The organism is Pseudomonas sp. UBA3153, from assembly GCF_002364635.1.
Taxonomy (GTDB): domain Bacteria; phylum Pseudomonadota; class Gammaproteobacteria; order Pseudomonadales; family Pseudomonadaceae; genus Pseudomonas_O; species Pseudomonas_O kuykendallii.
This window is the reverse complement of the sequence record NZ_DEYR01000072.1, coordinates 1-21628: the sequence shown is the minus strand read 5'-3', so window position 1 is coordinate 21628 and position 21628 is coordinate 1. Positions and strand designations below refer to the sequence as shown.

At 67.6% G+C, this 21628-nt stretch carries 25 protein-coding genes; 10 read left to right on the top strand and 15 right to left on the bottom strand.

Annotated features, from left to right (window positions below; all coding sequences use genetic code 11):
* The first annotated feature begins 50 nt into the window (after positions 1–50).
* From arfA to lipA, 3 genes are all read left to right on the top strand, one after another.
* A complete protein-coding gene (arfA, locus tag B2X67_RS16230) occupies positions 51–212 on the top strand; it encodes an alternative ribosome rescue factor ArfA (RefSeq protein WP_282344396.1) in 162 nt (53 codons plus the stop codon).
* 57 nt (positions 213–269) lie between these two features.
* Complete coding sequence (locus B2X67_RS16225) at positions 270–1565, top strand: lytic murein transglycosylase (RefSeq protein WP_286786114.1); 1296 nt, start codon at positions 270–272, stop codon at positions 1563–1565.
* A gap of 111 nt (positions 1566–1676) precedes the next feature.
* The gene (gene lipA / locus B2X67_RS16220) at positions 1677–2729 is read left to right on the top strand and encodes a lipoyl synthase (RefSeq protein WP_286786113.1); all 1053 of its coding nucleotides are present in this window, start codon (positions 1677–1679) and stop codon (positions 2727–2729) included.
* 110 nt (positions 2730–2839) lie between these two features.
* Here the strand turns inward: lipA and lipB are convergent, their stop codons facing one another.
* The 11 genes from lipB to B2X67_RS16165 form a co-directional block, all read right to left on the bottom strand.
* Entirely contained in the window at positions 2840–3466 is a 627-nt protein-coding gene (gene lipB, locus B2X67_RS16215) for a lipoyl(octanoyl) transferase LipB (RefSeq protein ID WP_286786112.1), read from the bottom strand.
* Entirely contained in the window at positions 3466–3741 is a 276-nt protein-coding gene (locus B2X67_RS16210; RefSeq protein WP_286786111.1) for a DUF493 domain-containing protein, read from the bottom strand. Before B2X67_RS16210 ends, lipB begins: the two co-directional genes overlap by 1 nt.
* A gap of 66 nt (positions 3742–3807) precedes the next feature.
* Entirely contained in the window at positions 3808–4968 is a 1161-nt protein-coding gene (locus tag B2X67_RS16205) for a D-alanyl-D-alanine carboxypeptidase family protein (RefSeq protein ID WP_282344386.1), read from the bottom strand.
* 95 nt (positions 4969–5063) lie between these two features.
* Complete coding sequence (locus B2X67_RS16200; RefSeq protein WP_282344384.1) at positions 5064–6068, bottom strand: septal ring lytic transglycosylase RlpA family protein; 1005 nt, start codon at positions 6066–6068, stop codon at positions 5064–5066.
* Entirely contained in the window at positions 6068–7078 is a 1011-nt protein-coding gene (mltB, locus tag B2X67_RS16195) for a lytic murein transglycosylase B (protein ID WP_286786110.1), read from the bottom strand. Before mltB ends, B2X67_RS16200 begins: the two co-directional genes overlap by 1 nt.
* 17 nt (positions 7079–7095) lie before the next feature.
* Positions 7096–8199 (bottom strand): rod shape-determining protein RodA, encoded by a 1104-nt coding sequence (gene rodA, locus B2X67_RS16190; protein WP_282344401.1) that lies wholly within the window; start codon positions 8197–8199, stop codon positions 7096–7098.
* A 31-nt stretch (positions 8200–8230) separates the two neighbouring features.
* Positions 8231–10126 (bottom strand): penicillin-binding protein 2, encoded by a 1896-nt coding sequence (mrdA, locus tag B2X67_RS16185; RefSeq protein ID WP_282344380.1) that lies wholly within the window; start codon positions 10124–10126, stop codon positions 8231–8233.
* A gap of 10 nt (positions 10127–10136) precedes the next feature.
* Entirely contained in the window at positions 10137–10604 is a 468-nt protein-coding gene (rlmH, locus tag B2X67_RS16180) for a 23S rRNA (pseudouridine(1915)-N(3))-methyltransferase RlmH (RefSeq protein WP_090225949.1), read from the bottom strand.
* A 9-nt stretch (positions 10605–10613) separates the two neighbouring features.
* Positions 10614–11000, bottom strand: coding sequence for a ribosome silencing factor (gene rsfS, locus B2X67_RS16175; RefSeq protein WP_090225946.1), 387 nt, complete (start codon positions 10998–11000; stop codon positions 10614–10616).
* A 16-nt stretch (positions 11001–11016) separates the two neighbouring features.
* Positions 11017–11676 (bottom strand): nicotinate-nucleotide adenylyltransferase, encoded by a 660-nt coding sequence (gene nadD / locus B2X67_RS16170; protein WP_286786127.1) that lies wholly within the window; start codon positions 11674–11676, stop codon positions 11017–11019.
* Positions 11676–12941 carry a glutamate-5-semialdehyde dehydrogenase gene (locus B2X67_RS16165; RefSeq protein WP_286786109.1) on the bottom strand — a complete coding sequence of 422 codons (1266 nt, stop codon included), beginning with the start codon at positions 12939–12941 and terminating at the stop codon, positions 11676–11678. The genes nadD and B2X67_RS16165 overlap by 1 nt, the downstream gene beginning before the upstream one ends.
* 203 nt (positions 12942–13144) lie before the next feature.
* Here B2X67_RS16165 and B2X67_RS16160 point away from each other — a divergent pair, with 203 nt between their 5' ends.
* Together B2X67_RS16160 and B2X67_RS16155 are read left to right on the top strand one after the other, a co-directional pair.
* Positions 13145–13861 (top strand): DNA-3-methyladenine glycosylase, encoded by a 717-nt coding sequence (locus B2X67_RS16160; protein ID WP_286786108.1) that lies wholly within the window; start codon positions 13145–13147, stop codon positions 13859–13861.
* Positions 13858–15174 (top strand): bifunctional DedA family/phosphatase PAP2 family protein, encoded by a 1317-nt coding sequence (locus B2X67_RS16155; RefSeq protein WP_286786107.1) that lies wholly within the window; start codon positions 13858–13860, stop codon positions 15172–15174. Before B2X67_RS16160 ends, B2X67_RS16155 begins: the two co-directional genes overlap by 4 nt.
* 12 nt (positions 15175–15186) lie before the next feature.
* On the opposite strand, the gene B2X67_RS16150 is transcribed toward B2X67_RS16155, so the two are convergent.
* From B2X67_RS16150 to B2X67_RS16140, 3 genes are read right to left on the bottom strand one after another with little or no spacing between them, the layout of a single operon-like run.
* Complete coding sequence (locus tag B2X67_RS16150) at positions 15187–15771, bottom strand: LON peptidase substrate-binding domain-containing protein (RefSeq protein WP_286786106.1); 585 nt, start codon at positions 15769–15771, stop codon at positions 15187–15189.
* A gap of 7 nt (positions 15772–15778) precedes the next feature.
* Entirely contained in the window at positions 15779–16495 is a 717-nt protein-coding gene (locus tag B2X67_RS16145; RefSeq protein ID WP_282344699.1) for an LrgB family protein, read from the bottom strand.
* Positions 16492–16854, bottom strand: a complete 363-nt coding sequence (locus tag B2X67_RS16140; protein ID WP_282344697.1) for a CidA/LrgA family protein — start codon at positions 16852–16854, stop codon at positions 16492–16494. Before B2X67_RS16140 ends, B2X67_RS16145 begins: the two co-directional genes overlap by 4 nt.
* A gap of 148 nt (positions 16855–17002) precedes the next feature.
* On the opposite strand from B2X67_RS16140, the gene B2X67_RS16135 reads away from it, so the two are divergent.
* The 5 genes from B2X67_RS16135 to B2X67_RS16115 all read left to right on the top strand — a co-directional run bounded on the left by B2X67_RS16135 (position 17003) and on the right by B2X67_RS16115 (position 21302).
* A complete protein-coding gene (locus B2X67_RS16135) occupies positions 17003–17458 on the top strand; it encodes a MaoC family dehydratase (protein WP_286786105.1) in 456 nt (151 codons plus the stop codon).
* Between the two features lie 91 nt (positions 17459–17549).
* The gene (locus tag B2X67_RS16130; protein WP_286786104.1) at positions 17550–19100 is read left to right on the top strand and encodes a C13 family peptidase; all 1551 of its coding nucleotides are present in this window, start codon (positions 17550–17552) and stop codon (positions 19098–19100) included.
* A gap of 45 nt (positions 19101–19145) precedes the next feature.
* Positions 19146–19787, top strand: coding sequence for an oxidoreductase (locus B2X67_RS16125; RefSeq protein WP_282344691.1), 642 nt, complete (start codon positions 19146–19148; stop codon positions 19785–19787).
* 74 nt (positions 19788–19861) lie between these two features.
* The gene (locus tag B2X67_RS16120) at positions 19862–20335 is read left to right on the top strand and encodes a YbaK/EbsC family protein (RefSeq protein ID WP_282344690.1); all 474 of its coding nucleotides are present in this window, start codon (positions 19862–19864) and stop codon (positions 20333–20335) included.
* A 34-nt stretch (positions 20336–20369) separates the two neighbouring features.
* On the top strand, positions 20370–21302 hold the full coding sequence (locus B2X67_RS16115) for a 2-hydroxyacid dehydrogenase (protein ID WP_286786103.1): 933 nt from the start codon (positions 20370–20372) through the stop codon (positions 21300–21302).
* Positions 21303–21367: 65 nt separating this feature from the next.
* Here B2X67_RS16115 and B2X67_RS16110 read toward each other — a convergent pair whose 3' ends face one another.
* On the bottom strand, positions 21368–21619 hold the full coding sequence (locus B2X67_RS16110) for a YceK/YidQ family lipoprotein (protein WP_286786126.1): 252 nt from the start codon (positions 21617–21619) through the stop codon (positions 21368–21370).
* Positions 21620–21628 lie beyond the last annotated feature (9 nt).

Genomic DNA, 21628 nt, shown 5'->3' with positions numbered 1-21628 from the left:
CATGCCGCTCGGGCGCACCATGCGCGCCGCCCTTTCGCAGGAGTACCGGCATGTCCAGAAAAGCCAAATCGCGGCCGAACAAGGCCAAATCCCTGATCGCGCAACCGTTGTTCCGCTGCCGCCAGGAAGTCCCGAAAAAAGGCAAAGGCAGCTACCGCCGCGAAGCCTCTCCGTCGTACAACGGAGAGGCTTCGGTCCTTCTGGCGGCTTAAAAAAGTCGGCGGCCATGCTAAGGTCATGCACTGATACCGACCGAGACCCTCGATTTCATGCCCTATCCCAAAGCACCCGAGCTGACTCGTACCCTGCTCACGGGCGCCACCCTGGCTTTCCTTTCCGCCTGCGCGGATAACCCCCCGCAAGCCGCCCCCACGCCATCCGCCACGCCGCCCGCCACCACCGCGCCCTTCAGCCCCGACGCTCCGCCTGCGGCCGAGCCGAGCATCAGCTTCGAGCAATGGCGCGACGGGTTCCGCAGTCAAGCACTGAAGGCGGGCATCCGCGCCGAGGTCTTCGACCTTGCCTTCAGCGGCGTGACCCCCGACCAGGCCGTGATCGACGCCGACCGCAGCCAGCCCGAATTCACCCGGCCGGTCTGGGAGTACCTCGACGGCGCGCTGTCCGCCCAGCGCGTCGCCAAGGGCAAGGCGCTGATCCAGCAGAACGCCGCCCTGCTCGCCAGCATCGAGCAGCGCTATGGCGTCGAGCCGCAGACGCTGGTCGCGGTATGGGGCATGGAAAGCAACTTCGGCCAGATTATGGGCAGCCGCTCGGTGATCCGTTCGCTGGCGACCCTGGCGTACGAAGGCCGTCGTCCGGGCTTCGCCCAGAGCCAGCTGATCGCCGCACTGCAGATTCTCCAGCACGGTGACGTGAAGCCGGAGCGGATGATCGGTTCCTGGGCTGGTGCGATGGGCCAGACCCAGTTCATCCCGACCACCTACGACACCCACGCCGTGGACTTCGACGGCGACGGGCGTCGCGACATCTGGGACTCCTCGGCCGACGCGCTGGCCTCTACCGCCCACTACCTGCAGGCTTCCGGCTGGCGCCACGGGCTGCCCTGGGGCTTCGAAGTAACGCTGCCCAAGGGCTTCGACTACGCCCTGGCCGATGCCGACATCCGCAAACCCCTACGCGAATGGCAAGGGTTGGGCATCGCGCCGCCGGTGCTTCCGGGCCAGTTGGCCGACGAAAGCGCTTCGCTGCTGCTGCCGGCCGGTCATCGTGGCCCGGCGTTCCTGGTGCTGAGCAACTTCCGCGCGATCCTCAAGTACAACAACTCGTCTTCCTACGCACTGGCCATCGGCCTGCTTTCCGAGCGCTTCCAGGGCGCCGGAAAGGTTATTGGCGAGTGGCCGCGCGACGATCTTCCGCTGAGCCGCAGCGAGCGCATCGAACTGCAGGAGCGTCTGAGCGCGCGCGGCTACGAGCCGGGCGCAGCGGACAGCATCATCGGTGCCAACACCCGCAAGGCGATCCGCGCCTACCAGCAGTCGCTGGGCTGGCCAGCAGACGGCTACCCGAGCCAGGAACTGATCAAGCAGTTGCGCGAAGGCCGCTGATCGCCGCAAGCCGCCGGGCACCCAGGCTCGGCGGCGCGCCCCTGTGATACACTTCGCCTCCCCCATTTGCCCCTGCGGCTGCCAACGGAGCCTCTCACGGAGCCAGTTCCGATGTCCGACATAGACTCGTCAAAACCCGTCGCCAGCGGCGAAAAGTTCCGCACCGCTCAGGGCATCACCGCGATCAAGGATGGCCAGAAGCGCCGCGCCTCGGCGCAGCCCCAGGTGCACGAACCCAAGCCTTCGTGGCTGCGGGTCAAGGCGCCCAGCGGCAGCCGTTTCGAGGCGGTGAAGCGCAATGTCGGCGAGCATCGGCTGAGCACCGTGTGCCAGGAATCGCACTGCCCGAACATGGGCGAATGCTGGTCCAACGGCACCGCCACCATCATGCTGATGGGTTCCGTGTGCACCCGCGCCTGCCGCTTCTGCGCCGTGGACACCGGCAACCCCAACGGCTGGCTGGACGAGGAAGAACCTCAGAACACCGCCAAATCGGTCGAACTGATGGCGCTGCGCTACATCGTGCTGACCTCGGTGGACCGTGACGACCTCGACGACGGCGGCGCCGGCCACTACGCCGCCTGCGTGCGCGCCATCAAGGAGCGCACCCCGCAGGTGGTGGTGGAGGCGCTGACACCGGACTTCGACGGCGACCTGCAGGCCATCGAACGGGTGGTCGATTCCGGGCTGGAAGTGTTCGCGCAGAACGTCGAAACGGTCGAGCGGCTGACCCATGAAGTGCGCGACCCACGCGCCGGCTACGCGAAGACCCTGCGCGCGCTGGAACACGCCAAGCGCCACCGTCCCGAAGTCCTCACCAAGACCAGCCTGATGCTTGGCCTGGGCGAGACGGACGAGGAAGTGCTGGCGACCATGGACGACCTGCGCGCCATCGGCGTGGACATCCTGACCCTCGGCCAGTACCTGCAGCCGACCCGCAATCACCTGTCGGTGAAGCGCTGGGTGAGCCCGGAGGAATTCAACCGCTTGCGCGAAATCGGCCTGGAAAAAGGCTTCATGGAAGTCGCCGCCGGCCCGCTGGTGCGCTCCAGCTACCGCGCCGACCGGGTGTTCGAGAAGAACAACCTGGGCCTCGCCGCGCCCGTCCCGGTTCCGGGCCAGCCGCTGGTCACCGGCCTGATCCCCGCGCTCAACCTGAACTGAATCGCGCCCACGCAAGACACCCCGCGGCAATCCGGGGTGTTCGCATCGTTCAGGAAATTTCTTTCTTCGCAAAGGGCGGCCACGAGGCCGCCTGAAGCCGTATCGCCGGCCTAACGAACGTAGCCCAGGCGCCGGCGCAGAATCCGCTCCAGACGTTGCGCCACCTCGTCCAGCGCCGGTGGCGTCTCCAGCAGATCGCTGAGCTGGACCATCTTCAACCCGGCGTAACCGCAAGGATTGATCCGGCCGAACGGCGACATGTCCATGTCCACGTTGAGCGCCAGGCCGTGGAAGGAACAGCCACGACTGACACGCAGCCCCAGCGAGGCGATCTTGTCGCCGGCGACGTAGACGCCGGGCGCATCCGCCTTGGGCGCCGCGTCGATGGCATAGCCGGCCAGCAGCTCCACCAGGCTCTGCTCCATCGCCGTGACCAGCTCCCGCACCCCCAGCCCGAGCCGACGCAGGTCCAGCATCAGGTAGGCCACCAGCTGGCCGGGACCGTGGTAGGTGACCTGACCGCCGCGATCGACCTGGACCACGGGAATTTCGCCCGGAGCCAGCAGGTGCTCGGCCTTGCCGGCCTGGCCCTGGGTGAACACGCGGGGATGCTGCAGCAGCCAGATCTCGTCGGGCGTGGTTGCGTCGCGCTCGGCGGTCAGGCGGCGCATGACCTCCAGGGTCGGCAGATACTCCGCCAGCCCGAGATGACGCACCACGAGTTCGGCGGGTGCCACTAGATCACCATGTGCACAAAGCCAGTGGCACGCAGGTCGACGTTGATGGCCTGCAGCTGTTCGATGCCGGTGGCGGTGATCAGCACCTGCACCGAGAGGAAGCGGCCGTTGCGGCTGTCGCGCTTCACCACGGTGGAGGCATCGAGGTCCGGGGCGTGACGCTGGATCACTTCGATGACCATGTCGACGAAGCTTTCATGGGCGTCGCCGATCACCTTGATCGGATAGCGCTCGCTGGGGAATTCGATTTTCGGGGCTTGAGTTTCTTCGGTCATGGGACGCACGCGGGCTCGTGATCCGGGAGGCGGCGGCACCGGATCAGGGCCGCCGCCAGCGGAAGGTCAGTTGAACAAACCGTAGAAGAACAGGCGGATGCTGTCCCACAGGCGGCGGAAGATACCCCCTTCCTCGACCGCCTCGAGGGCGATCAGGTCGGCGCTATGGACGACCTTGTCCTGCAGTTTGACTTCGACCTTACCAATCACGTCGCCCTTGGCGATCGGGGCGACCAGCTGCGGGTTGAGCGTCATGCTGGCCTGCAGCGCCTTGATCTGACCGCGCGGCAGGGTCATCGACAGGTCCTCGGCGAGCCCGGCACGCACTTCGCGGGTGGTGCCTTTCCAGACCGGCGCTTTGGCCAGCTCGGCCCCCTTCTGGTAGAAGGTCTGGGTCTCGAAGAACCGGAAGCCATAGGTCAGCAGCTTCTGCGTCTCGGCGGCTCGCGCCTGCTCGCTGGCGGTGCCGAAGACCACGGCGATCATCCGCTGGCCGTCACGCAGGGCCGACGCCACCAGGCAGTAGCCGGCTTCTTCGGTATGGCCGGTCTTCAAGCCGTCGACGGTCTTGTCGCGCCACAGCAGCAGGTTGCGGTTGGGCTGCTTGATGTTGTTCCAGAAGAATTCCTTCTGCGCGTAGATCGCGTAGTGGGTCGGCTCGCCGTAGATGATCGCGCGCGCCAGGATCGCCATGTCGCGGGCCGAGGAATAGTGGTCCGGATTGGGCAGGCCGGTGGCATCCATGAAGTGGCTGTTGGTCATGCCGAGCTTCTGCGCGGTGGTGTTCATCATGTCGGCGAAGGCGTCTTCGCTGCCGGCGATGTGCTCGGCGATGGCCACGCTGGCGTCGTTGCCGGACTGGATGATGATGCCGTGCAGCAGGTCGCTGACCGACACCTGGGTGCCGACCTGGATGAACATCCGCGAACCGCCGGTGCGCCAGGCGTGCTCGCTGACGGTGACCATGTCGCTCTCGCCGATGCGCCCGGCCTGGATCTCGTTGGTGGCGATGTAGGCGGTCATCAACTTGGTCAGGCTCGCCGGAGGCAGGCGTTCGTCGCCGTTGTTCTCGATCAGCACCTGGCCGCTGGCGCCGTCCATCAGCACGTAGGCCTTGGCGGCGAGTTGCGGCGGCGCGGGGATCGCCTGATCGGCGGCCCAGGCGGCCGGCGTGGCGACGAGCAGAAACGAGACAAGCAGGCGTTGCGCAAAGCTGGTGATATTCATCCGACTCTCTGATGTGTTTGCTGGAAATCGCGACCGTCGCCTGGACGTCGGTCGCCTGTTCCGCGTCCTGCGGATGCCCTGTGCGGGCGGTGCCCTCAGTCCGGGCGGACCAGGGTGGGCTGGCCGAGCTTCGCCAGCCGCACGCTGCTCTGTACTTGTTCGGCCTCACCCTGAGTGTCGATCGGCCCCAGACGCACGCGATGCAGTATCTGCTGGTTGCGCGCTATCGAGCTGATGAACACCGGTGCAGTCACCACCGTACTCAGCTTCTCCTTGAGAAGCTCCGCAGCGTCCGGATTGGCGAAGGCGCCCACCTGGAGATACAGGCCAGAGGCTGCGAGCGAAGCGTTTTTTTTTGCGTCGATCTGCACGGGCAGGACGGCGGCGGCGTGTTGCTGGGGCGGCGGGGTGTACTGCTCGACCGGCTGCGTGGCGACCTGCGCCGGAGTGCGGGCGACGGGCGCCGCCGTGGCCATTTGCGGCTGGGCGAGCATCATCGGCACCGGTCGGCCCTGCTTGGCCCACCATTCGGCCGGGTCGATGCCTTCGACCTTGACCCGCGCGGTGCCGGTTTCGGCGTAGCCGAGCTTCTTCGCTGCGGCGAAGGACAGGTCGATGATCCGGTCGGAATAGAACGGTCCGCGGTCGTTGACCCGCAGCACCACGCTCTTGCCGTTGTCCAGGTTGGTCACCCGCACGTAGCTGGGCAGTGGCAGTGTCTTGTGCGCCGCGCTCATCCCGTAAAGGTCGTACTTCTCGCCGTTGGCGGTGGCCTGGCCGTGGAACTTGGTGCCGTACCAAGACGCGGTGCCGACCGCCTGGTAGCGGCGGCTTTCGTTGAGCGGGTAATAGGTCTTGCCGAGCACGGTGTAGGGATTGGCCTTCACCGGGCCGTAGTTGGGCATCGGCACGGCGTCGGGAATCTGCGAGACGTCGACGTCCCACCAGGGCGCGCCGTCGCGGTGCGGACGGTTGTAGTCGCCGGGGCCTCCGACAACGGCGCCGCTCGACGGCGACTGCGGCGCGCGACTGCTGGAGCAGCTGACCATCAGCAGCGCCAGGGCGCTGAGCATCGCCAGGCGGAACGGGCGCTGTGGCATCACTTGTTGCCTCGGGCTTTGACCAGCAGATCGGACAATTGATAAACCGCCATGGAGTACATCACGCTGCGATTGTAGCGGGTGATGACGAAGAAGTTGGGCAAGCCCATCCAGTATTCGGCGCCATTTTCGCCATCCAGACGGAAGGCGGTGACCGGGATGTCATCGCGCAGCGCAGTGCTGCTGGCCCAGCCGAGGGCGCGCAGTTCGCCAACGTTCTTCACCGGATCGAGGCCTTCGGTAAGGCCTTCGTCCACCCGCTCGCCCCGAGTGGTCGCCAGGCTCACCACCGGTTCGCCCGGCGTCCAGCCGTGCCGCTTGAAGTAGCTGGCCACACTGCCGATGGCGTCCACCGGGTTGCCCCAGATGTCGATATGGCCGTCATTGTCGAAGTCGACCGCGTAGGCGCGGAAGCTGCCGGGCATGAACTGCGGCAGGCCCATGGCGCCGGCGTAGGAACCCTTCACGGTGAGCGGGTCGACCTGTTCTTCGCGCGACAGCAGGAGGAACTCCTTGAGCTGCTGGCAGAAGAAAGGCGCGCGCGGCGGATAGTCGAAGCACAGCGTCGACAGGGCGTCGATCACCCGGTAGTTGCCGGTGTTGCGCCCGTAGAAGGTCTCCACGCCGATGATCGCCACGATGATCTGCGCCGGCACGCCGTATTCCTGCTCGGCGCGGGCGAGCGCGTCTTCGTGCTGGCGCCAGAAGTCCAGGCCCTGGGCGACGCGCGCATCGGTGATGAAGATCGGCCGGTAGTCCTTCCACGGCTTGACCTTCTCGGCCGGCCGCGAGATGGCGTCGAGGATCGCCTGCTTGCGCTCCACTTCATGGAACAGCGTGGTCAGCTGTTCGCTGGCGAACCCGTAGTCGCGGGTCATGCTGGTCACGAAGTCGGCCACCGGCTGTGACGCGTCGTAGTCACCCGCCTGCACCGGAGCGATCACCCCCAGGCTGCCAGCCAGACCGATCAAACGTGAGTTACGAGCAGCCCAGCCGCGCAATACCTGCATTGAATTCTTCACTCTTATCAAACCTGTGCGATCCACTTGCGGTGGGTGTGGATCGACATCAAAACCCCGAACCCTGACAGCAGGGTCACCAGCGAAGTTCCGCCATAACTGATGAAGGGGAGCGGAACTCCCACCACCGGCAACAGCCCGCTGACCATGCCGATGTTGACGAATACGTAGACGAAGAACGTCATGGTCAGGCTGCCCGCCAGCAGCTTGCCGAACAGCGTCTGGGCCTGAGCGGTGATCACCAGGCCGCGGCCGATCAGCAGCAAGTAGATCAGCAGCAGCAGGCAAACGCCAACCAGGCCGAACTCCTCGCCGAGGACGGCAATGATAAAGTCCGTGTGACTTTCCGGCAAAAAATCCAGGTGCGACTGGGTGCCGAGCAGCCAGCCCTTGCCGAACACGCCGCCGGAACCGATCGCCGCCTTCGACTGGATGATGTTCCAGCCGGTGCCCAGCGGATCGCTCTCCGGATCGAGGAACGTCAGTACCCGTTGCTTCTGGTAGTCGTGCATGACGAAGAACCACATCGCCACCGCTACTGGAATCACCGCGGCCACCGCGCCGATGATCCAGCGCCAGCGCAAACCGCCGATAAACAGCACGAAGGCCCCCGACGCCAGGACCAGCAGCGACGTGCCGAGGTCCGGCTGGCGGATGATCAGCACGAAGGGGATACCGATCAACAACAGGCTTATCGCCAGATGTTTCAGCCGCGGCGGCAGGCTGCGCTTGGACATGTACCAGGCGATGGTCGCCGGCATGATGATCTTCATGAATTCGGCGGGCTGGAAGCGGATCACCCCGGGGATGTTGATCCAGCGGGTCGCGCCCATGGCGTTGTGGCCCATCACGTCCACCACCACCAGCAGGCTGACGCCCACCACGTAGGCCGGCGGCACCCAGCGGGCGAGGAAGCGCGGCTCGAACTGGGCGATCACCACCATGCCCAGCAGGCCGAGACCGAAAGAGCTGGCCTGCTTGATCAGCAGGTCCCAGTCGCGACCACTGGCCGAATAGAGAACGAAAAGGCTGCCCGACGCCAGGACCAGCAGCAGGGTAAGCAGGATGCCGTCGACGTGCAGGCGTTGTAGCAGCGTCGCGCGCCGGCGCATCACGTCCTGATCGGACAGCGTGCGGTCGAAGTTACCGTTGCCCATCGAGGTTCTCCAGAGGCGCGTTCGGCACGTATTCGGGTTTCAGCTGGCCATCGGCGCCGAGCAGCCAGGCGTCCATCACCTGCTTGACCACCGGCGCGGCGACGCCGGAACCGGACTCGCCGTTCTCGATCATCACCGACACGGCGATGCGCGGCTTCTCCGCCGGCGCGAAACCGATGAACAGGGCGTGGTCGCGGTGGCGCTCCTGCAGCTTGTTGCGGTCGTACTTCTCGCCCTGACGGATCGCCACCACCTGAGCCGTGCCGCTCTTGCCGGCGATGTGATAGGTCGCCGTCTCGCCGACCCGGCGCGCGGTGCCGCGGGCGCCGTGCATCACCTGGACCATGCCGTTGCGCGCGTAGTCCCAGAACTTCGGATCGCGCACCAGGATGTCGGGTATCGGGTTCTCGTCCACCGGCGGCTGGTCCTCGATGGTCTTCGCCAAGTGCGGGCGAATCCACTTGCCGTGGTTGGCCAGCAGCGCCGCGGTCTGCGCCAGTTGCAGCGGGGTCGCCTGCATGTAGCCCTGGCCGATGCCGAGGATCAGCGTTTCCCCCGGGAACCACGCCTGGCGGTAGCGCGCGCGCTTCCATTCGCGCGACGGCATCAGCCCTTCGGCCTCCTCGAACATGTCCAGCGAGACCTTCCTGCCGATACCGAAGCGGCTCAGGTAGTCGTGCAGACGATCGATGCCCATGCGGTGGGCGAGCTCGTAGAAGTAGGTGTCGTTGGAGCGCATGATCGCGGTTTCCAGGCTCAGCCAGCCGTCTCCGCTGTGGTTCCAGTTGCGGTATTTGTGGTCGTAGTTGGGCAACTGGTAATAGCCCGGATCGAACACCCGCGTATCCGGCGTGATCACCCCGGCCTCGAGCCCCGAGACCGCCACCGCCGGCTTGATCGTCGACCCCGGCGGGTACTGGCCGCGCAGCACGCGGTTGAACAGCGGACGGTCCTCGGAGTCGCGCAGCGCGGCGTAGGCGTTGAAGCCGATGCCGGTGACGAACAGGTTGGGGTCGAAGCTCGGCTGGCTCACCATCGCCAACACGTCGCCGTTGGCCGGATCGATCGCCACCACCGCGCCGCGCCGCCCGCCCAGCGCCGCCTCGGCGGCTTCCTGCAGCTTGATGTCGAGGGTCAGGTGGATGTCCTTGCCGGGCGTCGGATCGGTACGCTTGAGCACCCGCAGCACGCGACCGCGGGCGTTGGTCTCGACCTCTTCGTAGCCGACCTGGCCGTGCAGCTCATTCTCGTAGAAGCGCTCGATGCCGGTCTTGCCGATGTGGTGGGTGCCGCTGTAGTTGACCGGATCGAGGCGCTTGAGCTCGGCCTCGTTGATCCGCCCGACATACCCCACCGAATGCGCGAAATGCTCGCCCTGCGGGTAATGCCGGACCAGTTGCGCCACCACTTCCACGCCGGGCAGGCGGAACTGGTTCACGGCGATGCGGGCAATCTGCTCCTCGGACAGCTCGAACAGGATCGGCACCGGCTCGAACGGCCGACGCCCCTGCTTCATGCGCTTCTCGAAGATTGCCCGGTCCTCTTCGCTGAGCTGCAGCACCTCGACGATGGTGTCGAGCACCGACTGCCAGTCGCCGGTGCGCTCGCGCGTCACCGTGAGGCTGAAGCTGGGACGGTTGTCGGCGACGATCACGCCGTTGCGGTCGTAGATCAGCCCGCGGGTCGGCGGGATCGGCTGGACGTGGACGCGGTTGTTCTCCGACAGCGTCGAGTGGTAGTCGTACTGGATCACCTGCAGGTAATACAGCCGCGCCACCAGCGTCAGGGTCAGCAGGACCACCACCACCGCGCCGACGATCACCCGCCGACGCACCAGACTGGCGTCTTTTTCGTGGTCCTTGAGGCGAATCGGCTGCGGCATGTTCGGACTGCTACTTGTGGTACGGGTGGCCGGAGATGACCGTCCAGGCGCGATAGAGCTGCTCGCCGACGAGGATGCGCACCAGCGGATGCGGCAACGTCAGCGGCGACAGCGACCAGCGCTGTTCACTGCGCGCACAGACTTCCGGCGCCAGCCCTTCCGGACCGCCCACCATGAGGTTGACCGTGCGCGAATCCAGCCGCCAGCGCTCCAGCTCCCGGGCCAGTTGCCCGGTGCTCCACGGCTTGCCTTCGACTTCGAGGGTGACGATGCGCTCGCCGGGCTGCACCTTGGCGAGCATGGCTTCGCCCTCCTGACGGATCAGGCGCGCCACGTCGGCGTTCTTGCCGCGGGTATTGAGCGGGATTTCCACCAGGTCGACGGCCAGCTCGGCGGGCATGCGCTTGGCATATTCCTGCCAGCCCTCCTCCACCCAGCGCGGCATGCGCGACCCGACAGCGATCAGCTTGATGCGCACGGCCGCGGGTTACTCCTTGTCGAAGTCCGGCGGCTCGTAGCCCTGGGTCCCGCCGTGCTGCGCGCGGCTCTGCTCGGCGCCCTGCCACAGGCGTTCGAGGTCGTAGAACTGCCGGGTAGCGACCTGCATGGCATGCACGACCACGTCGCCGAGGTCGAGCAGGGCCCATTCGCCGCTGTCCAGGCCTTCGCTGCCAATCGGCCGCACGCCCTGTTCCTTGACCTTCTCCAGCACGTTGTCGGCCAGTGATTTGACGTGGCGGCTGGAGGTGCCGCTGGCGATCACCATGAAATCGGTGACACTGGTCTTGCCGCGCACATCGATCACGGTGATGTCCTTGGCCTTCATGTCTTCCAGGGCGGCGACCGCCAGCTGGACCAGTTCTTCATTCTGCAAAGCAACTACCTCAAGTTCAGTGAGACGCCGGGTAAAGCCCGTGCGCCTGGATATAGGCCAGCACCGCATCCGGCACCAGGTAGCGCACCGAGCGGCCGCTGGCCAGCAATTGACGGATCTGCGTGGCGGACACCTGCAAGGGCGTCTGCCAGACGATGGCGATCTTGCCGCCGGGCCCGTCCAGCGCCTGCGGATCGCTGATGCTGCGCGCGGCGAGCAGATCGCGCAGTTCCTGCGACGGCTCGCTGTCGGCATCCGGACGCTGCAACACCAGGATGTGGCAGTGCTCGAGCAGTTCGCTCCAGCGATGCCAGCCCGGCAGGCCGCAGAAGGCATCCCAGCCCAGGATCAGGAACAGCTGGTCGTGTACGGCCAGTTCGGCGCGCAACGACTCTAGGGTATCGATGGTGTAAGACGGCTTGTCGCGCCTGAGCTCGCGGTCGTCCACCGTCAGCGGCGCCACCCCGGCCACCGCGCTGCGCACCATCGCCAGACGGTCCTCAGCGCTGGTCTGCGGCTGATCGCGATGCGGCGGGCGCGCCGCCGGAATCAGGCGCAATTCGTCGAGGGCGAACTGCTCGACCATTTCCAGCGCGCCACGCAGGTGGCCGATGTGCACCGGATCGAAGGTTCCGCCGAGAATCCCGATACGCCGCGGGGTCGGCGAAGAGCCGATCAAGTGCGCACGTGACCGTCGCCGAAAACGACGTATTTCTCGCTGGTCAGGCCTTCCAGACCGACCGGGCCGCGGGCGTGCAGCTTGTCGGTGGAAATCCCGATCTCCGCGCCGAGGCCGTACTCGAAACCGTCGGCGAAGCGCGTCGAGGCGTTGACCATCACCGAGCTGGAATCCACCTCGGTGAGGAAGCGCCGCGCATCGCTGAAGTTCTCGGTGACGATCGCATCGGTGTGCTGCGAGCCGTAATGGTTGATGTGCTCGATGGCCGCTTCCAGCGAATCGACGATGCGGATCGCCAGGATCGCGGCGTTGTATTCGGCGAACCAGTCATCCTCGCTGGCTTCCAGCACGTCGCTGCCGAGCAGCGCGCGGGTCGCCGCATCGCCACGCAGCTCGACGCCCTTGTCACGGTAGATCGCGGCGAGCGGCGGCAGCACGCGGGCGGCGATGTCGGCGTGCACCAGCAGGGTTTCCATGGCATTGCACGGCGAATAGCGCTGGGTCTTGGCGTTGTCGGCGACGCGGATCGCCTTGTCGAGATCGGCGGCGACGTCGATGTAGACGTGGCAGACGCCGTCCAGGTGCTTGATCACCGGCACCTTGGCGTCACGGCTGATGCGCTCGATCAGGCCCTTGCCGCCCCGCGGCACGATGACGTCGACGAACTCCGGCATGCTGATCAGCGCGCCGACCGCCTCGCGGTCGGTGGTTTCCACCACCTGCACCAGCGCCGCCGGCAGGTCGGCTTCGGCCAGGCCCTGCTGGATGCAGCGGGCGATCGCCTGGTTGGAATGGATCGCCTCGGAACCGCCGCGCAGGATGGTCGCGTTGCCGGATTTCAGGCACAGGCTGGCGGCGTCGATGGTCACGTTAGGCCGCGACTCGTAGATGATCCCTATCACCCCCAGCGGCACGCGCATCTTGCCGACCTGGATGCCGGAGGGCAGGTAGCGCATGTCGCGGATCTCACCGATCGGATCGGGCAGCGTGGCCACCTGGCGCAGGCCTTCGATCATGCTGTCGATGACCGCCGGAGTCAGCGCCAGGCGGTCGACCATGGCCGGTTCCAGGCCGTTGGCGCGGGCGGCGGCCAGGTCCAGCTCGTTGGCTTCGGTCAATTCGGCGCGGGAGGCATCCAGCGCGCCGGCGGCGGCCTGCAACGCGCGGTTCTTCTGCGCAGTGCTGGCGCGCGCGGCCACCCGCGAGGCGGCGCGTGCGGCGCGGCCCAGACGGATCATGTAATCGTGCACGGACTCGGTCATCTCGGCGGCCTGGCAGTCTTGGAAAACGGCTGATTATAGCGGTCACGGGCGCCCACGCCCAGCGGCGCCCGGCAGATGGCGAACGCACGCAGGCCAGGGCGGCCGCGGAGGTAATTTCCCGACACCTTTTCGCCGCGCCGCCCGCCGCATGGGCGAAAAGGCCTTTTGATATGCTGCGGCCAGCCCAACCTTCGAAGCCCCCTATGACCGATCCCTTCCACTGCGAGCCACCCTGGCCCGGCGCGCGGCCGCTGGCGGACGCATTCTTCGACCGCGACGCGCAGCAGGTGGCCCGCGACCTGCTGGGCAAGGTGCTGCGGCACCGGGTCGACGGGCTCTGGCTGGCGGCGCGGATCATCGAGACCGAGGCCTATTACCTGGACGAGAAAGGCAGCCATGCCTCGCTTGGCCAGAGCCCCTCGCGGCGCGCGCTGTTCATGGACGCCGGGCACCTCTACATGTACTACGCACGCGGCGGCGACAGCCTGAACATGAGCGTCGCCGGCGCCGGCAACGCGGTCCTGATCAAGTCCGCGCATCCCTGGCTGGACGCCGTTTCCGGTCCCGCCAGCCTGCAACGCATGCTGCTCAACAGCCCTGCCGCGAATGGCGGCCCGCGCGCAGCGGAACGCCTGTGCGCCGGGCAGACCCTGCTATGCCGGGCGCTTGGGCTCAAGGTGAGCGAATGGAACGCGCGGCGCTTCGACGTGCAGCGCTTCTTCGTCGACGACGTCGGCGAGCGCCCGGTGCAGATCATCCAGACGACGCGCCTGGGCATTCCGCCCGGCCGCGACGAGCACCTCGCCTACCGCTTCGTCGACGCCGCGCACGCGCGCCACTGCACACGGAACCCGTTGCGCCGCGGACAGCTCGAAGGTCGCGACTACCATCTGCTGCAGACACAGGAGTTCGATCGATGAGCCAATGGCTCGAAAGCCTCAGCGGCTGGCTGACGCAGAATCCGGAATGGCTCGGCCTGGCGATCTTCGTCATTGCCTGCGTCGAGTGCCTGGCGATCGCCGGGATCATCGTGCCCGGCACGGTGCTGATGTTCGCCGTGGCGGTGGCCGCCGGTGGCGGCGCCCTGACCCTGTGGCAGACGCTGCTGCTCGGCTACGCCGGCGGCCTGCTCGGCGATGCGCTGTCCTACGCCCTCGGCCGGCGCTTCCACCAGAACATCCGGCGTCTGCCGGTGCTGCGTCACCACCCGGAATGGATGACCGGCGCGGAGAGCTATTTCCACAAGTACGGCATCGCCAGCCTGTTGGTCGGCCGATTCATCGGCCCGCTGCGACCGATGCTGCCGATGATCGCCGGGATGCTCGACATGCCGATGCCGCGCTTCATCCTGGTCAGCCTGGTGGCGGCGGCCGGCTGGGCGATCGCCTACCTGATGCCGGGCTGGGCGACCGGCGCCGCGTTGCGCCTGCCGCTGCCGGAAGGTTTCTGGTCCCAGGCCGGCGTGGTCGCCGCAGCCTTCGCGGTGCTGATCGGCCTCTGCGCGCAGCAAAGCCTGCACCACCAGCGCCGCACACCGTACCTGGCGACGGCGCTGAGCGCGGCGATCCTGATCGGCCTGTTCCTCGGCATGCCGCACCTGCAGGCGCTGGACAACGGCCTGCTGGCGGTGATGCAGGACGAGCGTGCGCCGCACCTCGACCACCTGATGGTGCTGATCACCCGGCTCGGCGACTTCAAGACCCAGCTGTTCGCCGGGGTGCTGCTCTGCGCGCTGCTGGCGATCGCACGTCAGTGGCGCGCCCTGCTGTTCGCCAGCGGAACACTGCTCGGCACGGCGCTGCTCAACGGTCTGCTGAAGCACCTGTTCGCCCGCACCCGTCCCGAAGTGCTGCTCGAACCGCTGCACACCTACAGCTTTCCCAGCGGCCACAGTTCGGCGGCGTTCGCTTTCTTCCTGGTGCTGGGCACCCTCGCCGGTCGCGGGCAACCGGCGCGTCTGCGCCTGGCGTGGATGGTGATGGCCTGCCTGCCGGCGCTGGCGATCGCGATGTCGCGGGTGTACCTGGGGGTGCACTGGCCCACGGACGTCCTGGCCGGCGCGATGCTCGCCAGCGCACTGTGCGCTGCCAGCCTGGCCGCGGTGCAGTGGCGCGAGCCGCTCGGCGCGCTGTCGCCGCGCGCCTGGTGGCTGATCCTGCCGGCCTGCATCGCGCTGCTCGGCGGCGTTGCCACCTGGGCGCTGCCGACCGCCGTGCAGATGTACCGCTACTGAAGGCCGCCCGGCTCAGTCTTCGCCCTGCAATTGCTCGAGCAGCTGCTGGATGCGCTCCAGGCGTTGCGGCGGATCGCCGATCGCCAGCAGCTCCAGTTTGGCCTCTTCGGTGAACGGCAATAGGTAGCCCAGTTGATTGGCCAGCGCCTGCTGCCCCCCGGCCACGCCGCCCATGCCCAGCGCGGCGACCAGCGGATGCTCGGCCAGCGCCTCGAGCAGCGCCGCGAGGTCTGCGTGCTCGGCGAGCAGCGGTTGTTCCGGCGGCTCGTCGAGCCACTCCACTTCGGCGATGGTCGATTGGTCGCGCTGCACCTGCGAACTCAGCACGCGGAAGCGTCGCGTGCCCTCGACACGGATGCCGAGCAGCCCGTTGGTACGCTGCTGCCAGTCGCGGATGGCCGCCGCGCAGCCGATGTCGGCGAAGCGGCTGGCGGCCTGCCCGACCTCCTCGCCTTCGATGATGCACACCACGCCGAACTCGGAATCCTGCCTCAGGCAGCGGCTGAGCATGTCCAGGTAGCGCGCCTCGAAGAACTGCAGGTCGAGCTGGCAGCCCGGAAACAGCACGGTGGAAAGGGGGAACAGGGGAAGGTTCATCGGTACCTCAGCTCACTATCGCCACGGCCAGCGGCAGGAACACCGCGCTGGCCACACCCATCAGGCTCATCCCCAGCGCAGCGAAGGCGCCGGCTTCGTCGCTTTCCTGCAACGCCCGCGCGGTGCCCACGGCATGCGCGGTAAGGCCCAGCGCCATGCCCTGGGCAGCGGCGCTGCGCACCCCGACCAGGCGCAGCAGCGAAGGGCCGACGATCGCGCCGATCACGCCGGTGATCATCACGAACACCGCCGCCAGCGCCGCTACGCCGCCGATCTGCTCGGCGACCAGCATGGCGATGGGCGATGTCACCGACTTCGGCGCGAGGGTCATCAGGATCTGCCGCTCCGCACCGAACAACCAGGCGAGCGCCACGCCGCACGCGGTGGCGAACACGCCGGCCACCGCCAGGGTGATGACGATCGGCCAGAACAGCAGGCGAATGCGCCGCAGGTTGAGGAACAGCGGCACCGCCAGCGCCACGGTCGCCGGCCCGAGCAGGACGGTCATGGTCTCGGTGCTCTTGCGGTACTCGGCGTAACTCAGACCGCAGGCCAGCAGGATGGCGATGATTCCGACCATCGACACCAGCACCGGCTGCAGCATCACCCAGCGGCTGCGTTCGTAGGCTGCCAGGGCGAGCTGATACACCGCCAGGGTGATGCCGACGCCGAACAGCGGATGGTGGATCAGCGCCTGCCAGGCGCCCAGCCAGTTGACGTTCATGCGTCCTCCCGGGCACGGCCCTGGCGGCGGATGAGCTTCTCCATCAGCCAGCCGGCGAAGCACAGCGAGATCACCAGCGAAAGGCCCAGCGCGCCGATGATCGCCCAGAAGTCCGCGGCGATTTCGCGTGCGTAAACCATCACGCCCACCGCCGGCACCACCAGGATCAGCGGCAGGTAGCGCAGCAGACTGCTGGCGGCGACGCTCAGCGGTTCGCCCACCTCGCCGCGGGCGAGCATGAAGAGGAACAGCAGCACCAGGCCGATTATCGGGCCGGGTAGCATGGACAGGAACAGCACGTTCAGCGCGGTGCCAAGCATCTGGAACAGCACCAGCCAGGTAAGGCCGCGTAGCAGCATCGGATTCTCCAAGGGCTCGAGGCGCTCATTATAGGCATTCCCCCGCTGCCCTATGACGCGCCATTCGCCGAGGCCATGCGAGCTTGACCGTCCACCGGGTGCGTGCTGATCTGCGACCTCGACAACAACAAGAGCCCCTGGAGGACACATGTCATTCGTACCCGTCGCACAACTCAAGGACCACATCGGCAAGGACCTCGGTCATTCCGACTGGCTGGAAGTCGACCAGACGCGCATCGACCAGTTCGCCGAATGCACCGGCGACCACCAGTTCATCCACGTCGACCCGGAGAAGGCCGGGCAGACACCGTTCGGCAGCACCATCGCCCACGGTTTCCTTTCGCTGTCGCTGATGCCGATGCTCATGGAGGACCGGATGATCCTCCCCGAAGGGTTGAAAATGGCGGTGAACTACGGCCTCGACAGCCTGCGCTTCATCCAGCCGGTCAAGGTCGGCTCCCGGGTGCGCCTGGGACTGAGCCTGACCGATGCCTATGAGAAGAACCCCGGCCAATGGCTGCTCAAGGCACGCGCGGTGATGGAGATCGAAGGCCAGGAAAAACCCGCCTACATCGCCGAGCCGCTGAGCCTCTGCTTCGTCTGAACGGGCCCCGGCGCACCCTGCCACGGGTGCGCCGCGCGTCGCCCGCCCCGCTGCGGCATACTAGGGCCTGTTGCCAGACCGGACCCTCTTCATGCGCCCAGTTCTACCCGCCCTGCTGATCCTCCTGCTCGCCGCCTGCGGCGAGGGCGAGCCGATGAAATCGCCGACTGCACAGTTGCCGGATGGCGGGCGCTACCGCGGCGAGCTGGTGAACGGCCTGCTGCAGGGGCCGGGGCGCATCGACTACGCCAACGGCAGCTACTACGAAGGCAACTTCAAGGACGGCCAGTTCGAGGGCCAGGGCAGTTGGCACGGCGCCGGCGGGGAAACCTACGTCGGCGAGTTCCACCTCGGCCAGTACCACGGCAAGGGCACCTTCACCTACGCCGACGGAAGCCGCTACGAAGGTCTCTTCGACAAGGGCAAGATGCAGGGCCAGGGCACCCTGGAGCAGAACGGCGAAAGCTGGTCGGGTGTGTTCCGCGACGGTGAACTCAACGGTGCGGGGCATTACCGCGGCGCGCACGGCGAGGAATACGGCGGCGCCTTCGAGGATGGCGACTTCCACGGCCAGGGCAGCTATTCCAGCGACGGCGACACCTGGCTCGGCCAGTTCGTCCACGGCCAGCTGACCGGCCAGGGCGAATTCCGTGGCACCGACGGCAGCCGCTACCTGGGCCAGTTCAAGGACTGGCAGTACGACGGCGAGGGCCGCCTGCAACTGGCCGATGGCAGCGTCTACGAAGGAGGCTTCAAGCAGGGCGCCTACGATGGCCCCGGCGTGCTGACGCTGGCCGACGGCAGCACCCGCAAGGGTTCCTGGCAAGCCGGCCAACGCATCCGCGACGAACAGGGCAAGGCGCTGCCGGACCCGCTGGACGTCGGCCTGCTGGAACAGGGCCGGCTGCTCGGCGAAGCCCTCGCGGCGATACCCGCGTCGACCCCGGCCAGCGAACTGTACTCACTGACCCTGGCCGGCGACGGCAAGCAGAGCGTGTTCCTGCGCGAGGCGGACTACGTCGCCGACCTGCTCGGCAAGCGCTTCGGCGCGCGCGGCGTGGTGACCCTGGCCAACCACCGCGATCACCTCGCCGACCGCCCGCTGGCCACCCGCGAGAGCCTCGCTCGCAGCCTGAATACGCTGGCCAAGCGCAGCGGACCGGAAGACCTGCTGTTCATCTACCTGACCAGCCACGGCTCGGCCGACCACCGTCTGAGCCTCGACGTGCCGCGCCTGAACCTGGCGGACCTCTCCGCCACCTCGCTGGCCGAACTGCTGCGCCCGCTCAAGGACCGCTACAAGGTGCTGGTGGTCTCTGCCTGCTATTCCGGTGGTTTCATCCCCCCGCTGAAGGACGACAAGACCCTGATCATCACCGCCGCCCGCGCCGACCGGGTGTCCTTCGGCTGCTCGGAGGAAGCCGACTTCACCTACTTCGGCCGCGCGCTGTTCGGCGAGGCGCTGCAGCAGACCGACGACCTCGCCAAGGCCTTCGAGATCGCCAAGGCGAGAGTCGCCGAACGCGAGCTCGCCGAGCACTTCGAGGCCTCCGAGCCGCAGATCTGGGCACCCAAGGCGGTGCTCGATCGCTGGAATCGCTATCGCGCGGCCCAGAACAAAGCAGCCACTGGCAAACTCTGAAGAAACAGGAGTGGGCGCACCGCGCCGCTGTCACCGGAGGCGAACATGTACCTGACACCGCAGCGCATCCTCATCGCCGGCGCGACCGGCCTGACCGGCGAACACCTGCTCGACCGCCTGCTCGACGAGCCGACCGTGGAGTGCGTGCTGGCACCGACCCGACGCCCGCTGGCCGAGCATCCGCGCCTGCACAACCCGGTCGGCGAACTCGCCGCGCTGCTGCCGCGCCTCGAAGGGCCGGTCGACACTGCCTTCTGCTGCCTCGGTACGACGATCAAGCAGGCCGGTTCGCAGGAGGCCTTCAGCGCGGTCGACCATGAGCTGGTTCTCGCCTTCGCGGAGCGCGCCCGGGCACTGGGCGCGCGACACCTGCTGGTGATCAGCGCGATCGGCGCCGATGCGCAGTCGTCGGTGTTCTACAACCGCGTGAAAGGCGAGACCGAAGCGGCGCTGCTTGCCCAGGACTGGCCTCAACTGACCCTCGCCCGCCCCTCGATGCTGCTCGGCGCGCGCCAGGAATTCCGCCTCGGCGAACGCCTGGCGGCACCGCTCAGCCGGGTGCTGCCGGGCAAATGGCAGGGCATAGAAGCCACGGTGCTGGCCCGCGCGCTGTGGCGCCTGGCGCTGGAGGAACAGCCCGGCGCGCGGATCGTCGAGTCCGACGACCTGCGCCGCCTCGGCCGCTGAACCGCCCGCCTCGGGCGATTGACGGAGCCGGCGCGGAGCGCCAAGGTGGCGTTTTTCGCCAAGGGAGCAGCTGCATGAGCCTGGAGTCCGTCCGCGCCTTCTTCGCCGAAAAGGCGCCCGACCTCACCGTCATCGAACTCGACGACAGCACCGCCACCGTCGCCCTGGCCGCCGCCGCGCACGGCGTCGAACCGGGAATGATCGCCAAAACCCTGGCTTTCCGCGTCGGCGCACGCAACCTGCTGGTGGTGGCCCGCGGCGACGCGCGCATCGACAACCGCAAGATCAAGGAAACCTTCGGCGGCAAGGCCAAGATGCTCGATGCCGAGAGCGTGGTGGCGCTGACCGGCCACCCGGTCGGCGGCGTCTGCCCGTTCGGCCTGGCGACGCCGCTGCCGGTGTATTGCGACGTGTCGCTGCAGGCGTTCGACGAAGTGGTGCCGGCCGCCGGCGCCACCCACAGCGCGGTGCGCCTGGCGCCCCGACGCATCGCCGAACTCACCGACGCAGAGTGGGTGGATGTCTGCCAGGAGGCCAGCCTCGCCTGAGGGCGGCCCCCATCCAACCCTGGAGGTACTTCACGTGAAGCCCTGCCTGCTGATCCTCTGCCCCTCCCCGCCCCGCACCCTGGCGCGACTCGCCGAGCATTTCGCCTGCCACTACGCGCCCGATGCGGAGAGCCGACGCACGGCCATCGCCGACCACGCCGCCTCGATCCAGGTGGTGCTGACCACCGGCGCGGTGGGTCTGGTGGGTGAGGAAATCGCCCGCCTGCCGGCGCTGCAGCTGGTTTCGGCGCTGGGCGTGGGCTACGAGAACATCGACCTGCAGGCCGCGCGCCAGCGCGGCATCGCCCTGTGCAATGGCGCCGGCAGCAACGCCGCCAGCGTCGCCGATCACGCCATGGCCCTGCTGCTGGCGGCGATCCGCGACCTGCGCAACCTCGACATCGCCTGCCGCGCCGGGGTCTGGCGCACGCAGCTACCGGAGCAGGACGGCGTCAGCGGCAAGCGCGTCGGCATCCTCGGCCTCGGCGCCATCGGCGAGCGGATCGCCACGCGCGCACTGGCCTTCGAGATGTCCGTCGGCTACCACAACCGCACACCGAAAGACGCCAGCCCATACCGCTACTTCGACAGTCCGCTGGCGCTGGCGCGCTGGGCCGATTGCCTGGTGGTGGCGATTCCGGGCGGCGCGGCGACCCATCACCTGGTCGGCCGCGAGATGCTCGAGGCGCTGGGCCATGCGGGCTATCTGGTCAACGTCGGCCGCGGCAGCGTGGTGGATACCGCCGCGCTGGCCGATGCGCTGCAGCGCAAGGTCATTCGCGGCGCGGCGCTGGACGTCTACGAAAGCGAGCCCCTGCCACCCCAGGAGCTGGTCGCCCTGGACAACGTCATCCTCTGCCCGCACCTGGGCGGAAACTCGCCGCAGGCGGTGGCGCAGTCGCTGACCCAGTTCATCGAGAACGTCCACCGCCATTTCGCCGGCGAACCGCTGCTGACGCCGCTCTAGGGTCTGGTCACTTCATCGCCGCCCGAGCGGCGCGCAACGCGTGGCGACGGGCAACGCCCGCGGCGTCAGTTGCCGCCGCGCACGCCCAGGCCGACGCCCAGCTCGGTGGCCACGGCGAACGGCAGCAACAGGGTGTCGAGCAGCGCGCTGGCCGGCAGGTCGAGCGCCGCATGGCGCGGGGCCTCGGCGCCGAAACGCTCGTTCGGGCAGCAACCCCCGTGCAATTCATACCAGTCCAGCCGCGTGCCGGCGTAGATCAGCGGCGCGCCGGGCTTGGCCGCGTCCAGCGTGCGCACGCTGGCGCAACCGCCGAGCAGCGACGCGGC

Excerpts from the sequence above, each read along its gene's own strand:
- arfA (WP_282344396.1), top strand. The coding sequence starts at position 51 with ATGTCCAGAAAAGCCAAATCGCGGCCGAACAAGGCCAAATCCCTGATC.
- B2X67_RS16225 (WP_286786114.1), top strand. The coding sequence starts at position 270 with ATGCCCTATCCCAAAGCACCCGAGCTGACTCGTACCCTGCTCACGGGC.
- lipA (WP_286786113.1), top strand. The coding sequence starts at position 1,677 with ATGTCCGACATAGACTCGTCAAAACCCGTCGCCAGCGGCGAAAAGTTC.
- B2X67_RS16210 (WP_286786111.1), bottom strand. The coding sequence starts at position 3,741 with ATGACCGAAGAAACTCAAGCCCCGAAAATCGAATTCCCCAGCGAGCGC.
- B2X67_RS16205 (WP_282344386.1), bottom strand. The coding sequence starts at position 4,968 with ATGAATATCACCAGCTTTGCGCAACGCCTGCTTGTCTCGTTTCTGCTC.
- B2X67_RS16200 (WP_282344384.1), bottom strand. The coding sequence starts at position 6,068 with ATGCCACAGCGCCCGTTCCGCCTGGCGATGCTCAGCGCCCTGGCGCTG.
- mltB (WP_286786110.1), bottom strand. The coding sequence starts at position 7,078 with ATGCAGGTATTGCGCGGCTGGGCTGCTCGTAACTCACGTTTGATCGGT.
- rodA (WP_282344401.1), bottom strand. The coding sequence starts at position 8,199 with ATGCGCCGGCGCGCGACGCTGCTACAACGCCTGCACGTCGACGGCATC.
- mrdA (WP_282344380.1), bottom strand. The coding sequence starts at position 10,126 with ATGCCGCAGCCGATTCGCCTCAAGGACCACGAAAAAGACGCCAGTCTG.
- B2X67_RS16165 (WP_286786109.1), bottom strand. The coding sequence starts at position 12,941 with ATGACCGAGTCCGTGCACGATTACATGATCCGTCTGGGCCGCGCCGCA.
- B2X67_RS16160 (WP_286786108.1), top strand. The coding sequence starts at position 13,145 with ATGACCGATCCCTTCCACTGCGAGCCACCCTGGCCCGGCGCGCGGCCG.
- B2X67_RS16155 (WP_286786107.1), top strand. The coding sequence starts at position 13,858 with ATGAGCCAATGGCTCGAAAGCCTCAGCGGCTGGCTGACGCAGAATCCG.
- B2X67_RS16150 (WP_286786106.1), bottom strand. The coding sequence starts at position 15,771 with ATGAACCTTCCCCTGTTCCCCCTTTCCACCGTGCTGTTTCCGGGCTGC.
- B2X67_RS16145 (WP_282344699.1), bottom strand. The coding sequence starts at position 16,495 with ATGAACGTCAACTGGCTGGGCGCCTGGCAGGCGCTGATCCACCATCCG.
- B2X67_RS16140 (WP_282344697.1), bottom strand. The coding sequence starts at position 16,854 with ATGCTGCTACGCGGCCTTACCTGGCTGGTGCTGTTCCAGATGCTTGGC.
- B2X67_RS16135 (WP_286786105.1), top strand. The coding sequence starts at position 17,003 with ATGTCATTCGTACCCGTCGCACAACTCAAGGACCACATCGGCAAGGAC.
- B2X67_RS16130 (WP_286786104.1), top strand. The coding sequence starts at position 17,550 with ATGCGCCCAGTTCTACCCGCCCTGCTGATCCTCCTGCTCGCCGCCTGC.
- B2X67_RS16125 (WP_282344691.1), top strand. The coding sequence starts at position 19,146 with ATGTACCTGACACCGCAGCGCATCCTCATCGCCGGCGCGACCGGCCTG.
- B2X67_RS16120 (WP_282344690.1), top strand. The coding sequence starts at position 19,862 with ATGAGCCTGGAGTCCGTCCGCGCCTTCTTCGCCGAAAAGGCGCCCGAC.